This is a genomic window from Micromonospora sp. WMMD812 (genome assembly GCF_027497215.1).
Classification (GTDB): domain Bacteria; phylum Actinomycetota; class Actinomycetes; order Mycobacteriales; family Micromonosporaceae; genus Micromonospora.
Window position 1 is genome coordinate 1,573,062 of sequence record NZ_CP114904.1, and the last position, 22,741, is coordinate 1,595,802.

Genomic DNA, 22,741 nt, shown 5'->3' on the forward strand with positions numbered 1-22,741 from the left:
CCGAAGGTAAAACAGACCCGACATGATGTCAAGAATCTTTAACTCGGCCTGGGGCTGGCTCGCGCACCGGCGATCGAGGGCAGCCGGCCAGCCTGTTCGCCAAGCCATTGCCCGAACGGCGAAAACGGTGACGACTGCCGTCGTCGAGGGCCACGCGATTGTGGCGCCTGGCCGCGGTCGGCGTCGGGTCACCACTGGCTGATGAGCGGCGTGTCCGGTTCGTGCTGCCGCCAGGCTTCGGTGAGGCGGGCGAGGCGGATGGGGGCGGCGACGCCGCGCCCGGTTGCGATCTTGCCGTTGGTGATGTCGAACGTCACGGCACCGATGACCTGGTCGCCGAGCACGAAGAGGATGGCGGCGGCGCCGTTGACGAGCGCGTAGTAAATGGCGGGCGTGCCGCCGGCAAGTCGCCGTTTCGCGGGTGTGGGTTTGAAGCCGGCCCGTACGACGGCGGCGACGCGCTGCGCGGTGTCGTACTGCAGCAGCGTCTCGGTCAGGCCGGCGCCGTCGGTGATCGCGGTCGCGTCGTCGGTGAGCAGCGCCACCAGCCGCTCGGTGCGGCCCGAGGAGGCAGCGGCGAGGAGTTCCTCGACGATCCTGCGGGCGGATGCGGGGTAGACTTCGCCGCCGCCGCCGCGGCGTGCGGCGGTGATGCGGTGCCGGGCCCGGTGCAGGTGCTGCTGGCTTGCGGACTCGGTGATGTCAAGGATCTCGGCGATGACCCACGCCGAATCACGCCTACGGCCAACCACAAATGAGCGGCTGGCCAACGAACCGAGGGAGTCGCCGGCGTCCCGTCCACTGCGCTCCGTAATGGTGCGTGACCGGAGTGCATCCGGATTTGCCGAGAAGAGTGCGTCCTGGCAATACTGCTATTCGGCTTGGGCGGTGAGCTGATGACCAGGCCCTTGGCACCCTCGCCGCAGCGCGGGCGTACGTGGGAACACCCGGAGTCCCCCGGAGCGCGGCACCATCCGAAGTCGAGGCCGGCAACACGCTCGCAACCGTCACCAAGCGGCTCGGCGCCGGTGCGTCGGTTCGTGGTGCGACACCGTCGGCTTCGCCATGCTCAATTAGGCGATTGCTCGGTTCCGCTTCTTTACCGGCTGGCGTCATGATGAGTGGGTGAGTCGACGACTGGTCTCCCGAGCGGGTCGCCTGTTCATCGCCGTGGCCCTGCTCGCTGCCCTGGTCGCGGTCGCCAGCCACTTCGGCCTGTGGCAGAAGATTACCGGGAACTCTGCGGCCGCCTGGGACTGGGTCGAGCGGTCTAGTTGGTTCAGTGCTGTCGCATCGCTCATCTTGACGATTGTCTACGAACGGCGAGCCCGTCAGGGCGGCGGACCCGGCGGGGAGGACCGCCGCATCTTCGCGATCGGGCTGTGGAATCGGATTGAGGTGCCAGGCGACCGGCCGGTAAAGCCCGAGCCGGTCATTCCCGCCCGCCCGGCGGAACCTGATAGGCCGGTGAACCATCTTCCGGAACGTGCCACTCTCGAAGCGGAACTGGCCGGGCCCCGCTCGGCGGTCGTGCTGGTCTACGGTCCGGCCGGCGCGGGCAAGACGACCCTCGTCGAGAGCGTGCTCCGTGCTACCGATCTCGGTGCCACCCGGGAAAGATTCGATCTCGTCGCGGACGAAAGCTTCGGTGCGGCCGAGCTGGTGCGGATTCTGGGCAAGAACACCGCGCGACCCCCGCAAGAGCTTCGCGACGACCCGCTGCAGTCACTGCACCTGGCGCTGGAGTCGCGGACGGATCCCGGTGTCGCCGTGGTGATCGACGGGGCCCAGCGGATTCTCGAGCCGACAACCAACAAGATTTCCGATTTCGATCTCAACGAGGCGCTGGCCGTCATCGCGGCGCGCCGGGATCGGCGCGTCAAGGTCATCCTAATCACGCGTGAGCAGCCGATCGCGGCAGCGAGCAGCAGGTGGACCACGGATGATGCGGTCCACATCCCGGTGAACCGGCTCGCGCCGGAAGATTTCAAGCAGTATCTCGCCATCCTGGATCCCGGGGATGCCGAGGGGATGCAGGCGGGTTCCGATGACCTGTGCGATCTTCTGCAGGGCATGCCGCGCAACGCCAACCTCTTTTGGGCCGCGCTAACCCTGCCCGTGGACCGGCCGTCGGTGCGTGAGCTGACCCGCAGGCTGGAACGGCCACGACGCAAGGACCGGCCGAGCACCCTCGCCCGGATGGTCGTCGACTCACTCACACCCGAGCAGCACAATCTTGTCGCCGCCGTCGCGGCCTACGACATGCCGGTGCTGTCCGAGGACGTGGTCCGATTGGTCGGCGACGGGATATCCCCGGTGCGAGTCGAGGAACTGCTCGACGAGCTGGCGGAGCATCATGTGATCGTTCGTCTGGCGGCGCCGCCGCGATACTGCCTGACCGACCCGGAGATCCTCGGCGCGCTGCAACGCGACGGTCAAAACATGGAGGCTCTACGTCGCAAAGCCGCGAACCTGCTGTCGAACCGGCGCAAGCCGAAGGTTCATGTCCGCGGTCCCGGCGACCTCACCGTCGAGTTCACCGAGCTCCGCATCACCCTGCGGAACCGGGACTGGCTGGCCGCCTTCGACCGGATTCAGGCGCTCGACCAGCATCTCGTCAAATGGAACGCGTCAGGGCTGATCATGGACGCCCGCACCCAGGTGATCGGCAGACTGGAAGACGCCTTCGACGAGTTGCGCAACTTCAACGCGCTGGGGTACGCCCGCGCCTCCCGAGGGCTGATGGGCCCGGCGGTGGACGCGTACGAGAGGGCGCTCGCTCTGGCCGGGACGCAGGACCGTCCGGACGAGCTCCGCCGGAAGATACTTGCCAACATCGCGGATCTCGAGTGGCAGCACGGCAAGATCCAGGAAGCGGAACGCCGGTACCGAAAGGTCCTGAAACTGGCCGTGCGCGACGGAGACGACGAAGGTCGAATGGTCGCACTCTCCGGGATCGCCGACTGCCGCCGACGTCATGGCGATCACCGGCAGGCCGTCACCCTGGGCCGGGAGGCTCTCTCCCTGGCCCGGGAGCAGAACGCGTACGGCTGGGAGATCGACATCAGCGTTAAGGTGGCACGGTGGCTGTCCGAGCAGGAGGAGTCAGCTCCGGCGTGGGAGTTGATGACGGAAGCCGCAGTGGTCGCCGGTGAGCGCCCCAATCCCGCTTATCGGGCTCGCTGTCTGGACGGTCAGGCGGACCTGCACCTTGACGACGGTGACTGGGTCGCTGCTCGCACTAGCGCGGCGGAGGCGCTGCGCCACGCGCTGGACATCCACGATCCCGTCACGGTTCTCCAGGCGCGGACGACCCTGGCCATGGCCGCACTGCGACTAGGCGACCTCGAAGCGGCCCGGACGGAGATCGATCGCGCTGGCTGGTATCGGCGGGAGAAGAGGTCGCTGATCGTACTCGCGCTGCAAGCGCTGATCGCCTTCCGCGAGGATCCGGACGGCGAGGCACGCACCTTGTTCGAGACGCTGGAGAGGGAGGCCGCCCAACGCCGGAACGACGACCCGGACGACTTCGCGGCCTGGGAGCTGGAAGCAATCGCGATCTGTGGCCTGGGCGTGGATCGCCCTGGCCGGGCTGCCGCGGCGAAGACGGCTTTCGGGAAAGCCCGCACGATCGCGCCCGATTTCCCGGTCGTCAAGGAGCGCCTGCAATTCATGCTCGGCATCGTGGCCGCCTCCTCAACCGTGCACCGAGAGCTCGTTGCGGCCGCCACCGGGGATGCGGTACGAGGCTTCACCCCGTGACCGCCGCGATGCGGGCGCCCGGAAGATCGTCAGCGAAGCCAGCCTCTGCCGTGCGCCAAGATCAACGCCTCGACCCGGTTGCTCACCCCGAGATCCTGGTACAGGGCTCGCAACAGCCGGTACATCGCTCGTTCCGAATATCCCGCCTCCGCCGCGAGCTGGGAGACGGTTGTTCCGGACGCTAAGGCACGCAGCCATCCGACCTTCGCCGGCGGGACCGGCAGTACGGTGTCGTGTCCGCTGGCCTCCGCCGCCAGGGTGGTCACCACATCGGTGGGTAGCGTGGCGGTCCCGTCGATGGCCGCATCAACGCAGCGGCAGAGAGCCTCTGGGGTCACCTGACGTGGGAGGACGGAGACCGCGCCCGACGTGACGGCCCGCACACCGGGGGCGGTGGCGGTGTCCTCCAGGAGAACCAGCACCTTGACCTGCGGCTGAGCTGTCCGCAAAGTTTTCAGCCTGCTCCAGTCAGGCTCCGTCAGCACGGTCAGCACGACTATGCCGCCGGAAGATGTGGCCGCCCAGCTGACCACATCCGCGGGTGTCTGGACCATGTGGCCGGCCGCGGTCAGCGCTGCCGCGGCGCCGTGCTGGAAGACCGGGAGCGGGTCCACGATCGCGACGCGGACGCCCACGCGGGTGTGTCCCTTCGTCATCCCGGCCAAGCATCATGTCAGGTTCCTGCCAAGCGCGCGGGTCACCTGCCAACGAACATGTCGTGGACCCGCCGCGTGTGGTTTTCCTACGGTCGAAGCAGGCAATTCTCATCGAGGAGCCGCACGTGGTCCAAGACGAAGACGAACGTCACACGCCGCCATCGGTCATCGACACCGACGATCATAGGCTGCCCACGGAGGAGCCTCGCGACGAGAAGACGAAGCAGGCCATCCGAGCAGTCGCGGTCACCTATCCGAACCTCGGCCGAACCGCCATCTTCGCGGAAGTGCGTCGGAAGATACCCGACCTCAGGCAACGCGAAGTGAACTGGGTGATCATCAAATTCGATCTGCCGAATCCGCTGCGATGACCCGGCGGACATGGCGGCTGGGGCCGGTCCGCCGAACAGGTAGCTCCAGCCCCGGCAACGCCTGACCCGTTCGGGCGCCGTGGCTCACTGACATGGCGAGCGACGGTTCGTCACGCCCGACCTTGGCGAACAAGTCGATCAAGGCTGGACCATGCGCGCCACGATGATTCGGACATCCGCCAAGGTGGATGTAATACCAGCCGTTCATCTGCCGAAGGTCCACCAATGCGTAGCCGGCGAGCTCGTCCGCCAGGGCCTGGATCTCAGTGAGGCGAAGGGGTGGTTCGTCGTCAACCGCTTCAGCAGCTGAGCGAAGCGTTATCCACCCGTGGTACTCGAACATGGCAGGAGCATAGAGGCCAGGATATGGCGCGTCGGCCAGGTGATCGCCCAGGCAGTGTTCGCTCATGCCGCGAACCGCGCGGTCGCAGACGATGAGCCGATGATCGGGTCTGCAAGGGCCGCTCCGTCCGATGTCTCAGCGATGATCGGCCCTGCGCCGCTCCGGCGGGTCAGCCTGGCATGCTTGCCCGGTGAAGCCAGAGGAGCAGGTAGACCCGGCCGGCCGGCGGACCCCCGCAGACGTGCGCATCGTGCAGTTGACGGCGCCGGTGTTCCGCGCCCTGGCCAACGGTGACCTGGCGGCGGCAAACGCGGTGAGTCCCGTGCCCCTCTCGGCCTACTTCGCCGGCCCTGAGTGGCGAGGGGTGTGGCAGATGCGCAGCAAGCAGGTCGAGGAGGACCCAGCCAGCGCGGCATGGGTCACTGGCGTCATCTGGGATGAACGGCAGCAGGTGGCCGTCGGCCGAGCTGGCTACCACGGGCCCCCCGATCCGTCCGGAATGGTCGAGATCGGCTATGCGGTCGACCCAGCATACCGACGACGCGGCTACGCCCGGGCCGCACTGGAGGCCCTGCTCCAGCGCGCTGCTCGCGAACCGCAGGTGCGCACGGTGCGGGTGACCATCAGCCCGGACAACGTCGCTTCTTACCAGTTGGCATCGCAGTACGGCTTCATCGAGGTCGGTGAGCAGTGGGACGACGAGGACGGGCTAGAGATCATCTACGAGGTAGATGCCCATCGCCGGTAGGCGAACGAGACGTCCGCACATGCCGCTTAGCGCTGGCCGGGCGATCGGGTAGAAGATCGCCGCCGCTTCGAGTTGGAGGGCGGCGACCGCAGGCGCGAAGATCAGTGGCTCTGGGTGGTGTGATGGAGGTGTCGAGTCCGATTGACGGTCCGCGGCTCCGGGCCGAGGTCGACACGGCTACGAAAGGTCAGTTCCAGGCGCCGCTCTCCGATGCGGACTACCGTACGCTCGCCGCGATCCTGGCGGAGCATCCGTCCGTCACCCTGCGCGTGTATGGCTTTGATACCGAGTTGTCCACGCTACGGTTCCTGCGCTGGTTCCCGCATCTTCGCCGCCTCAGCGTGGCCGACCTGTTCCACCTGACCGACCTGACCCCACTGCGCCAGCTGGGCGCCGACGTCGAGTTCCTCGACCTCGGCGAGACCCGCAAGCCCCTCGACCTCACCCGGCCACCGCGTTCCGGAACCTGCGGGAACTCAGGATCGCAACACATCACCGTGGCCTCGCGGACCTACTCCACACCAACCCCAACCTGCAGGGCCTCGCCCTTTGGAGAATCCCGGTCGACCGGATCCTCCCGATCGTCACACTGCCGCACCTGCAGTCGCTGTCACTCACCCTCGGCTCCCTGACCGACGCCGAGTGGCTCACCCAGATCCCGACCCTGAACTACCTCGCGATCCGCAACGTCCGCCGACTCACCAACCTCGAACCGGTGACGCGCCTACCCGCGCTGCAATGGCTGATCCTGAACGCCCTGACCATCGACCAGCTTCCCGACTTCAGTCCCAGCACCGCGCTGCTCCGCGTCGACCTCGACGGCATGCGGCGCCTACGCCAGCCCAACGCCCTTCACGGGCTCGCCGCCGCACCCCGACTCCAGGACCTCTGGGTCACCCAGTCGTCGCTACCGGTCGAGGCGTTCATCCCATTTACCAACCATCCCACCCTGACCCATGTTGGCGTCGGCCTCCGAAGCGAACGCCGCAACCGAGCGGCCGAACACCTGCTCGGGCGAACACCACCACGCGACGACGACCACGTCGCCGCGACCCACAATCTCCTGTACATCCTGTAAGCCCACGCGGACGACGACAGCCGCGACCGCCGCCATACACGCCAGTAACCCGTAGGGCTTGCTTGAGCCGGATGCATAGAAATCGTGCACGTCCGGTTCTGAGAGGGCGGCGGCGCAGCAATGCCCCGTCGCTACCCGGCCTGGTCGCGGTCGAAGCGCAGAGGAGCGGGTTTATGGTGGCCGGATGCTTGAACTAAGCAGGCTGGACCTGGAGGGGATCGCTACCGCGCTCGAAGACCAGACCGACTACGAGCACCGATGGCTGATCCACCCGCAGACCGGCGAGGTCGTGCTCTGGACGACAGACGGCGGCATCGACGGACACATGCCCGTCGACCTTGACGACCTCGACCTGGTGGGCATCGGCCCGCTGCCGTCCTACGTCTGGTACCAGGACATGGCCGACTTCGCCGAGAGGATCAGTGACGCGGCGGCCGGCCGCAGACTCGCGCGAGCGATCCAGGGGAAGGGGGCCTTCCGCCGGTTCAAGAACGAGTTGCACGACGAGTATCCGCACCTGCTGGCGGCATGGAACGCCTTCCGCGACGTGCGCGCAATGCGGCGGGCTGTCGAATGGCTGGTCGACAACTCCTTGGTCGACGACGAAACGGGCGAGCGTTTTATGGCCGAGCACCCAGATCCCGACCTCCCCTGAACTGGCGTCCGCGCCGCGCGACTTCATGTACGACGAACGCACGCATCTGCCGCCGTCCGTGCGCGCAGGTACTCGACGAGCCGTCACGCTCGGTGTTCGGCGTCCCGTGGTGTCCGGCATCCTGAACTGCCGAATTGCGGATGTGATGGCTTGGATGTTGCAGCGATTGGCCAGGCGGGTTGTGGATTCGGGCGTATTGTCTGCACCGCCGGCTGGTCAGCGTCGCAGGGCCGCATCAACTCGGTCGACGTTGTCCGACCAGGGCCGCGCGGGAACGACCGGGACACCGATCCGCGCGGCGCGGATTGACAGTTCAGCATCGAAACGCGCACTCACGATGGCGCGGAACCGTTGCTCTGCTGCAGCGGACTCGCGGGACAGGTAGTTCGCGAGGATCTGATCCTCGTTCGGCTCGGAGATCACCACCGTCCTGACCCCGTCACCGAAGCCGGCCGCGACGTCTGGCAGCAGGTAGTCGCCCTCCATGACAACCGGCGCCGCGGACTCGATGTGATCGGTGATGACGGCTTCGATCCCAGGCCGCATCGTCTCGGCAACGGCAATCGTGTGCTCGACGATCCGCGCCGGCGTCCACTGCCGCGCCGCGCCGTTTGTGTCCCACAAGTGCAGCATCGGCGACTGCTCGGGTGTGGTCAGCGCTTTGACTACGGTCACCATGTCGTCGACCTCGGCGAGCGGCACGCCGTACCGGCGGGCCAACGCGGTCGCGATGTGCGACTTACCGATGCCAGACGCGCCACAGATGAGCGCGACAGTCCAGGATGGAGCCGGGACAGGATAACCCATGCGAACGATCTTTGCCGATCACCGCAAGCCGACCCGGGCGACCCGGCCATCCAGCCTCTTCTGGCCGAATTGAGTGCGGTCAGTGTGTTTGGGTCGCCCAGACCGGCTGCTGGGGCTCGTCGTTGTGCACGATGATGTCGACGTGATCGGTCGGGCGGACCGTAGCGAAGTAGAACTGTTGGGAGGGGATGTAACGCTCGCGCCAGCGCCGTTCGACTTCGGCCCGAGATGACACCCGGCGCTCTCGGATCACGGCACGATCCACGGTCTTCTCGAGCGCGGTCGATACGAAGATGCGCAGGTCCCACTGATCAATCAGTTCCGGGCGCATGAGGAAGACGCCGTCGAAGACCAGCACGGCGTCGGCGGGGGCAGTCGTGACCGGCGGGGACAGCGCGGTATCCGCCGTGCGGTCGTAGACCGCGTGTTGGAAGCGTCGATCTCCGCCCGGGCCGAGCGGATCGAGCAGAACTCGGTTCAGCGCGTGGTAGTCGTGGGTGTCGAAGTAGCAGCCTTCGGCCGAGTACTCGCCGCGCGGGTAGCGCTGTGCCCGGGGGAAGAGGAAATCGTCGATTGTCGCGCGGATGACGTCGCGGCCCTGTGTGCGCAAGACGACGGCCAGTTCGTCGGCGAGCGTGGTTTTGCCTGCGGCGGGCGGTCCGTCGATGGCAACCCGCGTCGGGTGTGTGACTGTGACAGACCCGACTGCCTCAGCCAGGCGGCCGAGCATCTCGTCGCGAGTGCCTTGGTCCATGTCCTGCCCCGTCCTACCCGCTCGGCCGACACCCGCGGGAAACCCGATGACCGTTTCCTGGACCCGCGTTCCTTCTGGAAGTCTGCGCCGAACCACGCCCAGTTGATCTTCAGCCATGACCGAACATTGTGGGTCCTTTTGGACTTTCGCTCCTTCGCGCGCTGTTGAATGTCGCTTCCTCAAACGCCTGGGAGCGGTACTTCTGGGGGCCATACGCGTTGATCGTCAACGGCCTGTGTTTCCTGGCAGCCTACGGCGACTGGACCTGATCGCGGCGTCGGCGGAGGCCCAGCCGCACGAGGTGCACGGCCCGCTTGCAAACCGACCGTAGTTGCACGGTTGGCGCGCTGAGCAGCAAGATCGTCGGCTTTCGCGGCTGAGCGGTTTCCACACGGTCGCACGCAACCGGGCCAGCAATCGGCGTACCGAAGAGCTGATTGAGATCGTGTCCTGCCGGGCGGCGGTCGCGCAGGCCTTCGACCGGGTGCAACGTGTCGCCCGTCAGCAGATCCGGGTGCTGGTTGCGCCGCCGTACGCGGTGCCGAAGCACGTCAACCGCCAGCAGCTCGAACGGCAGGCTGCCGGAGTCACCTATCGGGCGGTGTACGACGTCGACGCCCTGGCCGACCCCGGCTTCCTGGAGAGCGTCGTCGTCCATGTCCAGGAGGGCGAGCACGCTCGACTAGCGCACGGCCTACCGACCAAGCTCGCCGTCGCCGATCGGGAACTGGCCCTGCTGCCGCTGGCGTGGGCGCAGTCGGCGCACAACGCGGCGCTGCTGGTGCACCCGTGTGGCCTGCTCGACGCGTTGATCGCGATCTTCGAGACCGTCTGGAACCAGGCCACCCCCCTGTCCGTGGCCGACTCCGCCAACCCCGCCGACGCCGCGGTGATCTCTGCCGGAGATCGGCGGAGGTCGCGGGGCCGGCGTCGCGTTCTCAGCCATGGGCCGGCGAGGAGTGCGGCGATAATCTGGGCGGCTCCGGCGGTGACGAGGGTCGGGCCCGCGCCGACGACGCCGATGACCGCGCCCCCGGCGAGCAGGCCGATTGAGACCGCCCCGTCGTGCACAAGGCTCTCCGCGGCGAAGGCGGCTCGCCGCTGCGCACCAGCGGTGCGCGTGCTGATGAGCCGGTTGAGCGCGCCGATGCCCAGCGGCATGGAGAAGCCACCAACCGCAGCCACGCATCCCAGGAGCACGAGAGACGACGTCACGGCGGGCAGCGCCATGAACGCTACGCCGAGGACGATCCACCCGGTCGCCATCGTCGCAAGCGCCGGCAATCGCGGGACGAGCATCGGCGCGAGCAGCGCACCGGCGAGCGAACCTATGCCGTACCCGGTCATGCCAGCTGAAATAAGCAATCCGGGCCGTCCAGTCTCGGCGCCGAGGATCGCGAGGCCGAGAGTGAAGGCGAACCACACGAGTCCGCCGACTCCGGACATCGTCACCGCACAGCGGATGTCCCCGTGCTGCGCCAGCACTTGACGCAGGGCCGGAGTGTTGTCCGGTCGGTCGGGCGAAGCAGCCGTCGCAGTGCCGCGCACGGTGAGCAGGAGAGCTGCGCCCACGCTGACACCGGCGGCCTCGGCCCACAGCAAAGGCAACGGTCCGCCGGTCGCGACCGCCGCCCCTGCCACCGGTGGCGCAAGGATCATCGTGATGCGGTGCAGGAAATCCTGCCAGGCCAGCATCTTCGTCGCGAGAGTGGAACCAAGGTTGTCGCAGATGTCCGAGAGCAGGGCTCGTTGCCCAGGGCCGCTGAGCGCGGTCCCACATCCGGTGATGAGCCCGGCGGCGGCGAGGTGGACCACGGTGACCGTTGCGACGGCCGCGCCGATCGGGACGACGAGCAAGCCAACCACCTGGACTGCAAGCACGCAGGCGAGAGCCCTGCCGGTAGTCAGTCGCTGACGCAGGCCTTTCGCCCACCAGGGCGACGCGAGCAGGGGCAGGCCGACCGCTCCACCGACCAGCCCGGTCGACCAGGCGGACCCGGTCTCGGCGAGCGCGACGAGCGGAAGCGCGACAGCCGCGGTGCGTTGACCCATCCAGGTCACGAACGTGGTTGTCAGCATGGCGGCGATGTCGCGTCTGGAATTCACGCAACCCATCCTCTGAGTGCACGGGACGCGCTGGTAGATGGCGGATAGGCAGTCGAGCTCATAACATGGCCATATGAGCTCATTCCCTTCCGTCGAAGATCTCCGGCTGGTCGAGGCCATCGCGCGCCACGGATCAGTCGGGGCCGCCGGACGGGAACTTCTGATCAGCCAGCCGGCCGCGAGCAACCGCCTTGCGGCACTCGAATGGCGGGTCGGGGAGCGGCTCTTCGACCGCGACACGACGGGAGCGCGGCCGACGCCGGCCGGCCGTGCGCTAGGCGCTGAGGCAGCCCATGTGCTCGATCACCTGGCACAGATCTTCGACCGGACGCGATCCGCGGCGCGGGCACGAACCTTCAACGTCGGCACCTTCAGCAGCCTCGCACCGCTACTCTTTCCCGCGCTCGAAGAGCTGATGGGCGACTCGATCGTCAACCAGGTGACAGACCATGGCGACCGACTCGTGGAGTGGGTAGGCGAAGGATCGCTGGACGCCGCGTTCGTCGCCGTCGCCAACCAGATGCGTCTGCCCGCCACCGTGAGCGCCGCACCCGTGGCGACCGATCAACTGGCGGTCCTCACGCCCCCGGCCACGTCGTTGAACCCTGGCCGGCGACCATTCGCCGACCTCGATGTTGTCGCCTACACCTACGACATGTCCGCGGATACGCTGCACCAACGACTCTCCAGCCTCGGCGCCAGGCCCCGCACAGCGGCCACCGCGGAGACGGCCATACGACTGGCACGACTACTGGGATGCCCGGCCGTCCTGCCCCGCGGGCTCGGGCTCACGTACGCCCAGGAAGGAGACCTCATGTCTGCCGCCCCGTTGTCCGGCCGCCTCACGCTCTTCATGGTCACTCGCCGCCCTGCCCCGCACGAGTTCGCGGCAGTACTGAGCCCGCTCCCCCGTCGCCTCGGACTGCAGCCCGCGCCAGTGACACGACCCGATTGATCCGACCGGCATAGACATCGAAGTACCAGCCGGGGCCTCCCCAAGCGTCGAATTCGTCGCCTCGTGGCTCATTTCAGCGGCGGCGCACCTCCTGCTTCCGGGTCGGGCAGGGCCAGGGCAGGTCGCAGCCTCCGCAGCTCCAGTGGCGGTGCGCAAGCGCCACTATGCGTCCGTCGGCCTTCTGCATCGGTCGATCGACACGTCTGCTGTTTCTCGCTACCCCGATCCCAGCCAGACCCACTCGACACCGGCAGCCCCGGCAGCACACGCCGCAAGGCGTCGCCGGCGACTCGCCGCACCGTCGTGACGGAGAGGGGGAAGGCCGGCTGTATGCCGACCTTCCCCGACCCGCTGTCTGCGCGGCCTCGTTGGTCAGTGCTGGTCGAGGGGCAGCGCGAGGTCGACGACCTTGAAGTCCCGGAAAGAGCCCTGCTTGTCGGCCTCGCCGGTCAGAAGGTCAATCTTGTACACGTTGCTGCGGGAGCCGACCTGCAGGACGGCGAAACCCTTGTTGTCCACGGTCCGGTCGTCGCGGATCTTGCTGTAGATGTCGAAGCCGGCCTGGATACCGGCGTCGACGCCCAGCGCGCCGACGGCCGCCAACAGCCCGGCGTTGGCAGGGGACTGCACCACGACCTGGTCGAGGTTGGTGTTGATGTCGAACAGGGTGGTGGCGGTGGCCGGGTCGAGGTCGTTGTTGGTGTAGGCGGCCGCGGTGACCCCGGTGGTCGCGGTCGTCGCCGGCGGCGTGGTCAGCATGGTGTCCGTCGCCGTCATGCCCGCCGCAGGTGCGCCGGCCGGATCGTCGATGTTGTGGCGCAGGTTCTGGCCGGTGTCGCTGATGACGCGCAGCCGGTTCGCTGCGGGGTTGAAGTCGACGCCGAAGAATTTCCCGTCGAGGTCGACGGTGAGTTGGCTGACCTTCTTCGCGGAGGCGTCACGGGTGGACAGGATGTAGATGCCGCCCTGGTCGCCGACGCCGTACAGCTTGTCGTTCTGCACCCGGAAGTCGATACCGACGAGCTTCTTGTCGTCGGCCCGCTTGCCGTCCCCGCCGCCCTTCCCGCCGTCCTTCTTGTCGTCCTTGGAATCGTCCCGGTCGTCCTTCCCGTGGTCCTTCGGGTCGTCCTCCCGGTCGTCGTCGAGCCGCACCTTGCCGATCTTGCAGGCGTCGCGGGGGTTGTCGACGTCGAACTTGATCAGCTTCTGGTCGTCGGTCAGCCCGACGGCCTTGAGCCCGTCTCGCCCCCCATCCCAGTCGCGGGAGGAACGGTCGCACGACTTCTCCCAGTGCCAGTCGTGGTGCGAGTCGTCCCGGGATGACTCGCGGTGCGAGTCGTCCCGCGACCCATCGGCCGCCGCGGTCGAGACGAGCGAGCCGGACATGCCGGCGCTAAGAGCGACGGACAGACCAGCCAGCAGTAGCCCCCTGTGGAGCGGATACTTCATTTGGCGCACCTTCCTGTCACGGATCAACCGGTAGCCCACTTGACGGGCATGGGGACATGAAAACAACTCGCATCCGTCGAGAAGGTGGCAGCGGCGCTGTTGCCCCCAACCGGGTGGGATTGCGCCGAACGGCGGAAATCCGCCTCGACTCGTGGCAGCGATGTGCAGAGTTCGCATACGTGTGGCTAAAGGCCACTGGCAAGGTCACGCTCAAGCCGGCGCACAAGAGCCAGGGCAGGTACGCGACGACGAGGCCGGAGGGCCACGACGAGACAGACCGGCCGAGTACGGTTCCGACGACGAGTGCGGGGACTACGGTCAAGGATCGCTGGGAGCACGGGCGGGACTTCGTCTACCACGGCTCCATTGCGCGCTCGACACGTTCCTGAACGGGCGGCGGCGGGATTGTCGCGAAGATCCTCAATGCCTCTGAAGCCAAGCCTTGATCAACGGGACCGGAGCAGCACCCCAGCTCGGAGGTGGAAGGAGTGCCGGCGTTCCATCGCGGGCAGCTAGGCGCAGCCGGGGTCAACTGCCTTCGGGACGGAGTCGAGCGCCGGGGGGACGAGGTCCTTGACTCCGAGGTGCTCCCCGGCGAGGAAGTGAAAGCCGCGTTCTCGGCTGGATCGATGCCCGATTCACTCGGCAAGCGCAGGGTGGCCTTATCGCGAAAGAGGAGTTCACCGCGACCGCCGCCCGCGCCGCGCAGGGCCCAAAACAAGTCCGGTTGCCGGTCGTGGTGGCAGTCCACGACGGTTCCGTCAGGGAGTACGACCTGTGCGCCGACGAGGTGATCGCAGGTCAGGCCGTGCTTGCGACCGAGCAGGTCGGTCCCGCCGCCAAGGGGGGCCGGCGATGCCGACGGTGGGACCGCACCCGGCGGGCAGGGTCGCGCCGCGGGCATGCAGCGCTGCGAATACGTGTCGCGGGCGGGCACCGGTGCCGACGTCCATCGCAAGGGCAGGCGCGAGTCGGAAGCTATGCGCAGTGTGACGACGAGTCCTGAACAAACGTGCAGGCGCAGACTTGCGGTGGCGGCTTGCTACGGGTGGCGAGGAATAGTGCGGTTTGCGTGGTCTGATAGGGCGGTGGAACTACGGGAGATGCGGGCGTTCGTCGTGGTCGTCGAGGAAGGGAGTCTCTCCGCCGCTGCCCGTCGGCTGCACGTGACGCAGCCCGCGCTGTCCCAGACGATCAACGCCCTCGAACGGCAGCTCGGTTTGCGGCTCCTGGTCCGCAGCAGCACCGGCGTGCGGGCCACCGAGGCGGGCATGACCCTCCTGGCCGAGGCGCGGGCGGTTCTCGCGCGGTACGACCAAGCAGTGGCCGTCGTCAACCGGCATGCCTCGACGGGCGGCGGTATGCTGCGGCTCGGGATCCCGCTGGAGCTCCCGGCCGACCTGCTGACCCGGCCGCTCGCCGACCTCGCCGAGGCCCATCCAGAGACCCGGGTGCAGGTCCGGCACATGCCCACTGCGGCGCAGTTCGAGGCGCTGCACGCCGGAGATCTCGACGTCGGGCTGGTTCGGGAACACCCGATCGGCACGGACCTGGACGCCTTCCTGGTGGTGGAGGAACGGCTGGGCGTGCTGCTGGCAACGGAACGGGCCGCAGCGCTCGCCGGGCCGGACGGAATCCGGCTGGACGACCTCGCCGGGCTGAACTGGGTCGGATTCCCCCGGTCGGGCAGCCCCGCCTGGTACGACGAGCTGACCGCGATCCTGCGCAGCCACGGGCTGGATCTCGGACCCCCCGCACCCGAAGGGCAGGCGCTGATTCCCGAGGTGAAGCTGGCGGCGGTGACCGCCGGCGGAGCGTTCGCGCTGGCGCCGCCCGGATGGTCGCCGCCACTGCCCGGCACGATCACCTGGTCGGCACTGGTCGGGCACCCCCTGATCCGCCGCACGTGGGCGGTGTGGCCGGCCAGTTCCCGTCGGCGCGACCTCGGCCGGCTGGTCGCCGCCCTCGGGGCGCAGGGGACGGACCATCTCCCGGCGGCGGCCGAGGCCCGCCCATTATGACGGCCCGCCACGGACTTGTTTCCCGCCGCTCGGCACGTGCTGGTGACGGTGTAGGCCGAGACTGACGCGACGATCGACGCGGTTGATCTTGACCGTTATCTGTTCAAGCCATGGCACCCGCCGGCGGAGAGGCTGCATCCGATGCTGGACTCGCTGCTGGAGGCGTGGCCGGCCAGCGCGGCAACCGCCACTGACCAGAGCTAGCAGCCACGGTTGGCAACCTGAACTGCACCCGGGGCGTTTCGTCTGCGGTTCCACCGGACTCGTAAGGCCGTTGCCGACATCCTCATGGCCACGGGCCGCGAATCACAACGGATCAAACCGAACGGTCCGGCCCTACCGCAGGTTGAAATGTCGGATCAGAGCCGTCAGTACATCGACGAGAGTATGCCTGCGGGCCGATGGACGAGATCTCTGCCGTCGACCTCACCGCACCCGACGAAAGGTGTGCCCACTACGGGCGACCCAACGGCGCGCGTGGTCGAGCAAATCTTCCGCGCGGTGATCGACGCCACTGACGGTCGGTTTCTGCCAAGCCCCATTTACGCCCATGAAATTTCGATCGCTGCGGCAACCGCGGCCGTAGGACGGTGCGCCGATAAACGGCCCGGCCAAATCGCGCCGGACCATACTAGCTGAAGACGCTCTGTCGCGCGATTCGAGCGAGTTATAGCTGCCATAACGATGGAGCTTGCAGGCGAGAAGTCAAGTTTGTAGCGTCGTACGTCCGACCGGGTCGTCGAGTCATCTACGCGATGACGCTCGGGCCGGATCGCCCAATCGCGATCATGCGAGCCGGGAAAATCAACCGAACATCGGGGGTGCACCCGCGGGCCCGACGGTCATGGTCGGCCGCATCCTCCCGCCCGAACCCGTCAGCTAGTCCGGTAGGGCGACATCGGAAGGAGAAACGCATTTGTTCTGCTCTCCGGCTGGTCGACGCATAAATCTCCCACCCCGCCGTGCCATCCGGGGTGGCGTAAGGCCGTTTCGTCAACTGTTCTGGCCCATTACGTCCGATAATTGAGGCTATTCGAGGGATCATCGTGACTGAGGAACGTTCTCGCAATTTGTTTCGACGCGCCATGTTGCACCGCAGTCATAGAGTGGCGCCGCTGTTGGCCGTGCTGGTAACCGCCGCCACGGCCGCGGTGGCCAGCGCTCCTGGGCATGAGCCCACCGCTCCCGGCGCGGCAGCCGCCGCCTCGGGTTCGCTGGTCATGGCCGATGTCGCGCCCGCCAAGGCCACGGCCACGGCCGGGTCCGATCCGGCCACGGCCACCGCTCAACCCGCGGCTCCGACGGTCCCGTCCGAGAAGATCCTGGACACCTCGTTCGAGTATCAGATCAACTTCTACTATTGCGGACCAGCCGCGGTGCACAACGCACTGACTGCCCTCAGCATCGACGTCAGCCAGGAGAAACTCGCCGCCGGGCTGGGCACCACGGTCCACGGCACCGATTCCGCCTTCGACACGACCCGCATGCTCAATGACGCGATCGGTGCCGAGATGTACCAGACGAAGGAGATCACGGGTCAGGAAGCCACGCCCGCTCAGATGGACCAACTGCAGGCTGAGGTCGTACACGCGACCAGCAGCGGCCATGCCGTGGTGGCCAACGTCATCGGCGGCGCGACCGACGCCAGCGGGGTCTGGCACGACTTCGCGGGCGGCCACTACGTCACCCTCATCGGCTACAGCGACGATGGGCGCGCCGTGAAGGTCGCCGACGCCTCCGGCATGTATGGCTCCAACACCTACTGGATGAGCACGATCGACATGGCCAACTGGATCGCCACCCGCGGCTACTCCGCCTGACCGCACGCCCCGCGCGCGGCCGAGAGTGCCGCTCGCGGGGCGTGCCCGCTCCGTCTGGAGGGCTCCGACGTCCGGGTGGACGCAGATGGTGCCTGCGGTGAGGTCGAGGTCGCGGGCGAGGCCGACGAGTTCGCCCCAGCGCATGCCGGTGTAGGCGGCGGTGAGGATCATCACCCGCGGGCGACGATGGCGGCGACCTGCTCAGTGCTGGCGTGGGGGCGTTACGTGCGGATGCCCTTCTGGATTCGCAGCGCAATCGTGATCTTCAGGCTGGTGACGATCACTTGCCGGCGAGGCTGCTCCCTCAGGGGGGTGTCAAACGAACGGCACCTCTCTGTGTCAACCCGTCGGCAACAGAGAGGTCTCCGTGTCCGTGATCATGGTGCGATAGACGACGTCGGCGAGGCGTCGTTTGAGGCAGCGCATGGCTTCTTTGTGGGTCTTCCCGGCCGCGCGTTTGCGCTGGTAGTAGTCCCTGCCCGGGCTCGGCCGCTGGGTTTGGGTGATTGCCATGACGTGCAGGGCATAGTTCAGCTGGCGATCGCCACGGCGTCCGGGTCGCAGCGCACCCCCCGGGTACGCGCGAGATAGCTGGCCAACTCCGCTCGCAGTACGGGCAGGCCCGTCGGCTCGGGGTAGTCCAGCGTGCCGCGCGACGCCGTCGCCATGGCGCGGCGGACACTGGTCGCCCAGGCCGTTCGCGGGAACGAACCGAGATCAGGAATCCCCGGCCGCAACTCGATGACCGGCTCGGACGCCGTCGACGGCCGCGGTTGCCGCCGCGAGTCGGGCAGATCGTGGCGTACGTCCGCGACCTGGGTGCCCGAGCCGGGCGCCGACACCAGCCACCCTTCCGCCACCAGTTGCGCGTACGCCTGCACCACCGTGCCGCGGGCCAGGCCCAGGTCGGTGGCGAGGCTCCGGCTCCCCGGCAGACGTGAGCCGGCCCGCAACCGGCCGGTCCGGATGCTGTCCCGTAACGCGTTCTCCAGCGAACGACTCGGGAAGCCCGCTCCCCGATCGAACTCCAGGTGCAGGTCAAGTGACTCCGCCACCCGCCAACGATCTCATTCCTGAGGCAGCGGCGGCGTGTTCGGCAACGACACGGGCAGTTCGGTGCCGGCGGAACGCGCAGGCACCGTGACGGAAGGACGGCTACCTGGGGTACGCGTCAAGCGGCGGGACCCGCTCGGTTGATCGCGGGCCGCCGACGGTTGCCACTGGAACTGGGTCGCTCTCCGTCGAGGTGCGCGCCTACCTGGATACCCCGCGCGACCCGACTTCATCTGTGACGCATCGCGATCAGGTTGCCGGCGGGGTCGGCGAGCAGGACCTGTCGCCCGCCGGGGCCGGAGATCGCATCTCCGCGGACCGACACCCCGGCGCCACGGAGCCGATCGATCTCGGCGTCCAGACTCTCCACGATCAGGTGGATGCGGTTGCGACCCGGTGTGGTCGCGTCGGCGGGGGTGGCGCGGGCACCGGAACTGGCGGGTCCGGACAGCAGCAGCCGCAGCGGTCCACGGACCACGTCGGCGAAGGCGGGGCCGGCGCTGGTGTTGAGCGTAAAGCCAAGGTCAGGCACGGCGCCGTCACATACGCACGGCCACCGTACCGATGGCCAGCTGCGGTCTGCCCTCCAGGATCTCCCCGATACGGTCTACCTGGTCGTCGAGATCCCGGCGTTCGGCGACGGTGAGCGTGGTCAACGGTTCGACCGTGACCGGCGGAACAGGAACCGAGCATTTCGCCACGGCGCCGGCGCAGCACCACCTACTGCGGCGTGCCCAGCAGTTCCGCTTTGGCGCCGCGGCGGATCAGCCACAGGGTTGGCGGCCAAGCGGCAAAGAAGCCGATGATCAACCCGATCTGGACAATGAGCCAGAACACCGGACTACTAGGCTGCAGGGTCTCGTGGAAAACCATAAACTCCATCAGCGCCAGCCAACCTAACAGGGCGAACTCGAAGACGGACACGCTCAACAGGTCTCCCCTCAGAAATCTTCGCGTTGCGGCCCACGCTCTTCGACCACCCGTGTCAGCCTCAGTGGAGTAGCGGAATGCAACGCCTACCACCACTGCAGCTACGTAGTCGCCGATGAATTCTGGCCACAATCTTTTGTCAAATATTTCGAAGCTCAAGCCGAAGACGAAGACGGTAGCAATGATGGCACCCAGAACGCAATGCGTCGCACAATGTAAGGTTTCGATTATCCCGGCAGCATGTCGCGGCCTTCTGGGCGGGGTGCGGTGCCGCTTCAGCCAGCGGGGAGACTGGGGTCTACCCCACTGTCGGTAGGCCAGGACGGCTGCTGGGCCGAAGTAGAGGGCGGTTGCTGGCCAGACAATCTCCATGACCTTGACCGGCTGACGATATCGAAAAACAAGGTGATCAGCAACGATGACGACGGTGCTGGCAAAGCCCACAATGAGCACAGCCCACGAGAGCACCACGAGCCATGTTGGTTGCAGAACCATCTCCTTTTCACCCCAGGAAACTCAATGCAATGCCGGTGAGGGGGATATGACAGGCTCCACCATCACGTGCGGAACGCCAGCGCCTGACCGGGTTACGAGGCGTCCCGTACCGTGCGGCGGCTCCAGGTCGCGGCCCGTACGCCACCAGAAACCTGCGACGATCATGACCACGAGTGCGAGCGCGGCGCCCACGCCAAGCCCAGCCAGCAGTGAGAATGACGTATTTCCTCTCTTCGGGTGTGCCCGAGCGGCTTAGCGTCGCGTCAGGAGGGAGCGCGAAGCCCAGTCGAACAGGGCCAGGCCTCCTGAGTCACAACGTCCGGGGGCGGTCAGCAGCGCAGGCCGCGCGCAGCGACTCGACAGCTGTCAGGAGAGCGGCACCGAGAAGCACTGTGTCTTTCAACAGGAATTGCCCCAGCTGAGAAAGGCTCAATAACCCCTGCCCTTCCTGCCGAGCCTCGGGCGTCGTGGTCAGGAAGCTGAGCGTGGTGAGGAACATCCCGATCGCCCCGAAGCTACCGATCGCCGACGCTCTGGGCGCAAGCGGCTTCGCGGCAATCAGAGAGCCCAGGGTGATCTCCGTGACCCCGATGAGTCGGTTGAGCTTTTGTGCGCCCAGCTTCGCGCGGAGCCGCGAGAACAGCGGACTCGAGGTGACCAGGGGCTCGTCGTTCTCGACCTCGTACTGCTTGAACTTGAGCGCACCGATCCACAAGATGTTCGTCGCCAGCGCGCCGCGCAGGACCGAGAAGCCTACGGAGGCGAGGTCATCGGCGGCGGCGTGTCGTGTGCCCATCGCTCGCTCCTAATCGCTGTGTCGACGGTCGGCGCGCTGTGGACCATTACCCGCTAGGACCAACCACACGCACCGAGGGCGCGACGAAGGGCGGTTGTGGTCGACGTGGATCGCCGTTGGCGACTTCTCGTTTACAAGTTCTGGGCGCTTCGTCCCTGCCGGTCCGCGCCCGTCTGCCATCTCGGCGACGAAGCGTCGCCGACTCTGTCGGCGTTCAGCCCTTCCGGCCAGTCAGGGACGCGCGACATGCCCGTTGCCCGGATACTGCTCCGTCATGCGCTCCTGAAACGAAGGAGGAGCCTCAAGGCGAACACCTGCCTCGTCGTCCCGTCGAGGCGCGTTCCCCGCCGCCATGCCGCAGTTTGAGGAACTGATGACCGCCTCGGCGGCCGTTGGACCGGCGTCGCGGCGGCCGATCAACCTCTCCTACGCCACCGTCCAGGCGGGCCTGGCGGTAGCCACCGCCCACAAGCCGGATCCATGGACGTTCAGCAGACACGTGGCCGTGCGGCAATCCGCCGCGTACCGCGCGACGCATGTGGGCGTCACCGGCGCTGCCGGGCTCGGCGCACGATCTGACCACTGCCCGCACCCACGGCGTGATCGATGCCCGGACCAGCGCTAACGTAATGACCTTCGCCGACAAGGGATACCAGGGCGCCCGTGGCAGCGCGCGCACCCCGTTCAAGCGGCGCCGCTGCCGGCCGAAACTGTCGCGCCGGCAAAAAAGGCGGTCAACCGGGCACACACGAAGATCCGCGCCCGCGGCGAACGGGCCGTTGCCACGCTCAAGACCTGGAAAATCCTCGCCAAGCTGCGCTGCTGCCCACCTCGGCCACCCCCATCGTGCAAGCCATCCTGGACCTGCACCACGTCGAGGCCGACCGCTTCGCGGAATGACATGGCTCCCTGTACTGCCTTTGGCGGCCCGCCCGCTACCCGGTCCCGCCAGGGGCGGCGAGGTCGTCGCCGCTGAATACGAGGCAGCCCAGGATGTCGGCCAATACGGTCCGCTGGACGTGTGTCAGGGTGTTCACGAAGACCGCAGCGTCGACGTCCGCCTTTCGGCACGCCGCGGCGATCTCGCGAAGCTTCCCGTGCGTCAGCAACGTCCGTCGGGAGAACGGCCGGGACATCCGGACAGCCCCGCCGGGACGCTCGTTCCACCGGTCGGAGGCGCCCCGACGCTGAACGTACCGGCCCACCACCCGGCTACCGCGGCCCTCGGCCAAGGCGGCAAGCTCGTCGAGCCGGACCTCGTACTGCTTCTCCTTGGCCGAGAACAGCCCGATGAGCACGACGTCGGCGCCGTCGAGCGGGTCGCCGACGTTCCGATACTGCTTCACGCTGACATGATTGCTTTCACCATGCTGTGGGGCCAGACCCTTCCGGACCATTGACCGCCGCCGGGCACTCCCACCGAGACCACGTTGGAAAGGCCGGATCGTCGTGCCCCAGCAGCACCGCCAGGCACCCGCCGGGCAGGAGCTTCGCCCGGCACCGGGCGAAGAACTCGACCCGTGTCCCGGCGCCGGCACCGCGGGTGAGTGGCCAACCGGTGACGATCAGCATCGCCACCCCGCTCCCCCACCCCATCAAGCGCGCCCCCAGCAGGTGACGGCGGCGGCGGGCGGCCGTGATGGCGTGGGCCAGCTGCGGCCCCTGGGTCAGGTCGATGATCAGGTCAGACCGGTGGGTGAGGTTGTGAACCAGCCGCACACCCATCGCGTCGGACAGGGTCTCGTCCCGCTGCGGGGCGGGCACCGGCCAGACGGTGATCGGCACGGGCGGGTCGCCGGGCACCACGTCCCCCACGGGAACCGGCGCGCCGTCATGGTTGCTGTCGGTCATGGGCATGGTGGCCCCCGGCCGGCGGGCGTACTGACGTTTCCCAGTGCGCCGCCGACAGGTCAGTCGAACCCTCTTCCAACCCGACAGAACC

24 protein-coding genes, 1 pseudogene and 1 riboswitch are annotated in these 22,741 nt (G+C 67.5%); of the genes and pseudogenes, 10 read left to right on the forward strand and 15 right to left on the reverse strand.

The features are described from left to right. Positions 1-188: 188 nt before the first annotated feature. The gene (locus tag O7603_RS07240; protein ID WP_281574900.1) at positions 189-770 is read right to left on the reverse strand and encodes a hypothetical protein; all 582 of its coding nucleotides are present in this window, start codon (positions 768-770) and stop codon (positions 189-191) included. A gap of 355 nt (positions 771-1,125) precedes the next feature. On the opposite strand from O7603_RS07240, the gene O7603_RS07245 reads away from it, so the two are divergent. Next, positions 1,126-3,762 (forward strand): tetratricopeptide repeat protein, encoded by a 2,637-nt coding sequence (locus O7603_RS07245; RefSeq protein ID WP_281574901.1) that lies wholly within the window; start codon positions 1,126-1,128, stop codon positions 3,760-3,762. 29 nt (positions 3,763-3,791) lie between these two features. On the opposite strand, the gene O7603_RS07250 is transcribed toward O7603_RS07245, so the two are convergent. Further along, positions 3,792-4,418, reverse strand: coding sequence for a DNA-binding response regulator (locus tag O7603_RS07250; RefSeq protein ID WP_281574902.1), 627 nt, complete (start codon positions 4,416-4,418; stop codon positions 3,792-3,794). A gap of 125 nt (positions 4,419-4,543) precedes the next feature. Between O7603_RS07250 and O7603_RS07255 the strand changes: the two genes are divergently transcribed. Further along, the gene (locus tag O7603_RS07255; protein WP_281574903.1) at positions 4,544-4,789 is read left to right on the forward strand and encodes a hypothetical protein; all 246 of its coding nucleotides are present in this window, start codon (positions 4,544-4,546) and stop codon (positions 4,787-4,789) included. On the opposite strand, the gene O7603_RS07260 is transcribed toward O7603_RS07255, so the two are convergent. Continuing rightward, complete coding sequence (locus tag O7603_RS07260; RefSeq protein WP_281574904.1) at positions 4,758-5,132, reverse strand: Imm7 family immunity protein; 375 nt, start codon at positions 5,130-5,132, stop codon at positions 4,758-4,760. The two genes, O7603_RS07255 and O7603_RS07260, sit on opposite strands and share 32 nt — an antisense overlap. Positions 5,133-5,322: 190 nt before the next feature. On the opposite strand from O7603_RS07260, the gene O7603_RS07265 reads away from it, so the two are divergent. From O7603_RS07265 to O7603_RS07280, 4 genes are all read left to right on the forward strand, one after another. After that, positions 5,323-5,880: a GNAT family N-acetyltransferase gene (locus tag O7603_RS07265; RefSeq protein WP_281574905.1), complete on the forward strand. Its 558-nt coding sequence runs from the start codon at positions 5,323-5,325 to the stop codon at positions 5,878-5,880. A gap of 122 nt (positions 5,881-6,002) precedes the next feature. Continuing rightward, positions 6,003-6,512 carry a hypothetical protein gene (locus O7603_RS07270; RefSeq protein WP_281574906.1) on the forward strand — a complete coding sequence of 170 codons (510 nt, stop codon included), beginning with the start codon at positions 6,003-6,005 and terminating at the stop codon, positions 6,510-6,512. 83 nt (positions 6,513-6,595) lie between these two features. After that, complete coding sequence (locus tag O7603_RS07275) at positions 6,596-6,958, forward strand: hypothetical protein (RefSeq protein ID WP_281574907.1); 363 nt, start codon at positions 6,596-6,598, stop codon at positions 6,956-6,958. A gap of 184 nt (positions 6,959-7,142) precedes the next feature. Continuing rightward, positions 7,143-7,613 carry a UPF0158 family protein gene (locus O7603_RS07280; protein ID WP_281574908.1) on the forward strand — a complete coding sequence of 157 codons (471 nt, stop codon included), beginning with the start codon at positions 7,143-7,145 and terminating at the stop codon, positions 7,611-7,613. A 216-nt stretch (positions 7,614-7,829) separates the two neighbouring features. Here the strand turns inward: O7603_RS07280 and O7603_RS07285 are convergent, their stop codons facing one another. The 4 genes from O7603_RS07285 to O7603_RS07300 all read right to left on the reverse strand — a co-directional run bounded on the left by O7603_RS07285 (position 7,830) and on the right by O7603_RS07300 (position 11,280). Further along, positions 7,830-8,420, reverse strand: coding sequence for an isopentenyl transferase family protein (locus O7603_RS07285; protein WP_281574909.1), 591 nt, complete (start codon positions 8,418-8,420; stop codon positions 7,830-7,832). Positions 8,421-8,499: 79 nt separating this feature from the next. Continuing rightward, positions 8,500-9,174 carry a cytidylate kinase family protein gene (locus tag O7603_RS07290; RefSeq protein WP_281576638.1) on the reverse strand — a complete coding sequence of 225 codons (675 nt, stop codon included), beginning with the start codon at positions 9,172-9,174 and terminating at the stop codon, positions 8,500-8,502. Positions 9,175-9,424: 250 nt separating this feature from the next. Further along, positions 9,425-9,832 (reverse strand): hypothetical protein, encoded by a 408-nt coding sequence (locus O7603_RS07295; RefSeq protein ID WP_281574910.1) that lies wholly within the window; start codon positions 9,830-9,832, stop codon positions 9,425-9,427. Continuing rightward, positions 9,766-11,280: an MFS transporter gene (locus O7603_RS07300; protein ID WP_281574911.1), complete on the reverse strand. Its 1,515-nt coding sequence runs from the start codon at positions 11,278-11,280 to the stop codon at positions 9,766-9,768. Before O7603_RS07300 ends, O7603_RS07295 begins: the two co-directional genes overlap by 67 nt. Before the next feature lie 73 nt (positions 11,281-11,353). Here O7603_RS07300 and O7603_RS07305 point away from each other — a divergent pair, with 73 nt between their 5' ends. Then, the gene (locus O7603_RS07305) at positions 11,354-12,235 is read left to right on the forward strand and encodes a LysR family transcriptional regulator (protein WP_281574912.1); all 882 of its coding nucleotides are present in this window, start codon (positions 11,354-11,356) and stop codon (positions 12,233-12,235) included. Between the two features lie 372 nt (positions 12,236-12,607). On the opposite strand, the gene O7603_RS07310 is transcribed toward O7603_RS07305, so the two are convergent. Beyond that, positions 12,608-13,684 carry a DUF4394 domain-containing protein gene (locus O7603_RS07310; protein ID WP_281574913.1) on the reverse strand — a complete coding sequence of 359 codons (1,077 nt, stop codon included), beginning with the start codon at positions 13,682-13,684 and terminating at the stop codon, positions 12,608-12,610. A 1,088-nt stretch (positions 13,685-14,772) separates the two neighbouring features. On the opposite strand from O7603_RS07310, the gene O7603_RS07315 reads away from it, so the two are divergent. After that, a complete protein-coding gene (locus tag O7603_RS07315; protein WP_281574914.1) occupies positions 14,773-15,705 on the forward strand; it encodes a LysR family transcriptional regulator in 933 nt (310 codons plus the stop codon). A gap of 763 nt (positions 15,706-16,468) precedes the next feature. Then, positions 16,469-16,615, forward strand: a riboswitch (cyclic di-AMP (ydaO/yuaA leader). A gap of 136 nt (positions 16,616-16,751) precedes the next feature. Continuing rightward, positions 16,752-17,525: a C39 family peptidase gene (locus O7603_RS07320; protein ID WP_281574915.1), complete on the forward strand. Its 774-nt coding sequence runs from the start codon at positions 16,752-16,754 to the stop codon at positions 17,523-17,525. 339 nt (positions 17,526-17,864) lie between these two features. Here O7603_RS07320 and O7603_RS07325 read toward each other — a convergent pair whose 3' ends face one another. The 5 genes from O7603_RS07325 to O7603_RS07345 form a co-directional block, all read right to left on the reverse strand. Continuing rightward, entirely contained in the window at positions 17,865-18,038 is a 174-nt protein-coding gene (locus O7603_RS07325; RefSeq protein WP_281574916.1) for a hypothetical protein, read from the reverse strand. 17 nt (positions 18,039-18,055) lie between these two features. After that, positions 18,056-18,580 (reverse strand): GntR family transcriptional regulator, encoded by a 525-nt coding sequence (locus tag O7603_RS07330; protein WP_281574917.1) that lies wholly within the window; start codon positions 18,578-18,580, stop codon positions 18,056-18,058. A gap of 227 nt (positions 18,581-18,807) precedes the next feature. After that, the gene (locus tag O7603_RS07335) at positions 18,808-19,110 is read right to left on the reverse strand and encodes a VOC family protein (RefSeq protein WP_281574918.1); all 303 of its coding nucleotides are present in this window, start codon (positions 19,108-19,110) and stop codon (positions 18,808-18,810) included. 188 nt (positions 19,111-19,298) lie between these two features. Beyond that, positions 19,299-20,003 carry a DUF4396 domain-containing protein gene (locus O7603_RS07340; protein WP_281574919.1) on the reverse strand — a complete coding sequence of 235 codons (705 nt, stop codon included), beginning with the start codon at positions 20,001-20,003 and terminating at the stop codon, positions 19,299-19,301. A 310-nt stretch (positions 20,004-20,313) separates the two neighbouring features. Continuing rightward, complete coding sequence (locus tag O7603_RS07345; protein ID WP_281574920.1) at positions 20,314-20,799, reverse strand: DUF417 family protein; 486 nt, start codon at positions 20,797-20,799, stop codon at positions 20,314-20,316. Between the two features lie 530 nt (positions 20,800-21,329). On the opposite strand from O7603_RS07345, the pseudogene O7603_RS07350 reads away from it, so the two are divergent. Continuing rightward, a pseudogene (locus O7603_RS07350) lies at positions 21,330-21,699 on the forward strand (transposase family protein); the annotation flags it as partial. A gap of 35 nt (positions 21,700-21,734) precedes the next feature. On the opposite strand, the gene O7603_RS07355 reads toward O7603_RS07350, so the two are convergent. Next, a complete protein-coding gene (locus tag O7603_RS07355; protein ID WP_281574921.1) occupies positions 21,735-22,145 on the reverse strand; it encodes a hypothetical protein in 411 nt (136 codons plus the stop codon). Positions 22,146-22,161: 16 nt separating this feature from the next. Further along, positions 22,162-22,650 carry a hypothetical protein gene (locus O7603_RS07360; protein ID WP_281574922.1) on the reverse strand — a complete coding sequence of 163 codons (489 nt, stop codon included), beginning with the start codon at positions 22,648-22,650 and terminating at the stop codon, positions 22,162-22,164. Positions 22,651-22,741: the final 91 nt, after the last annotated feature.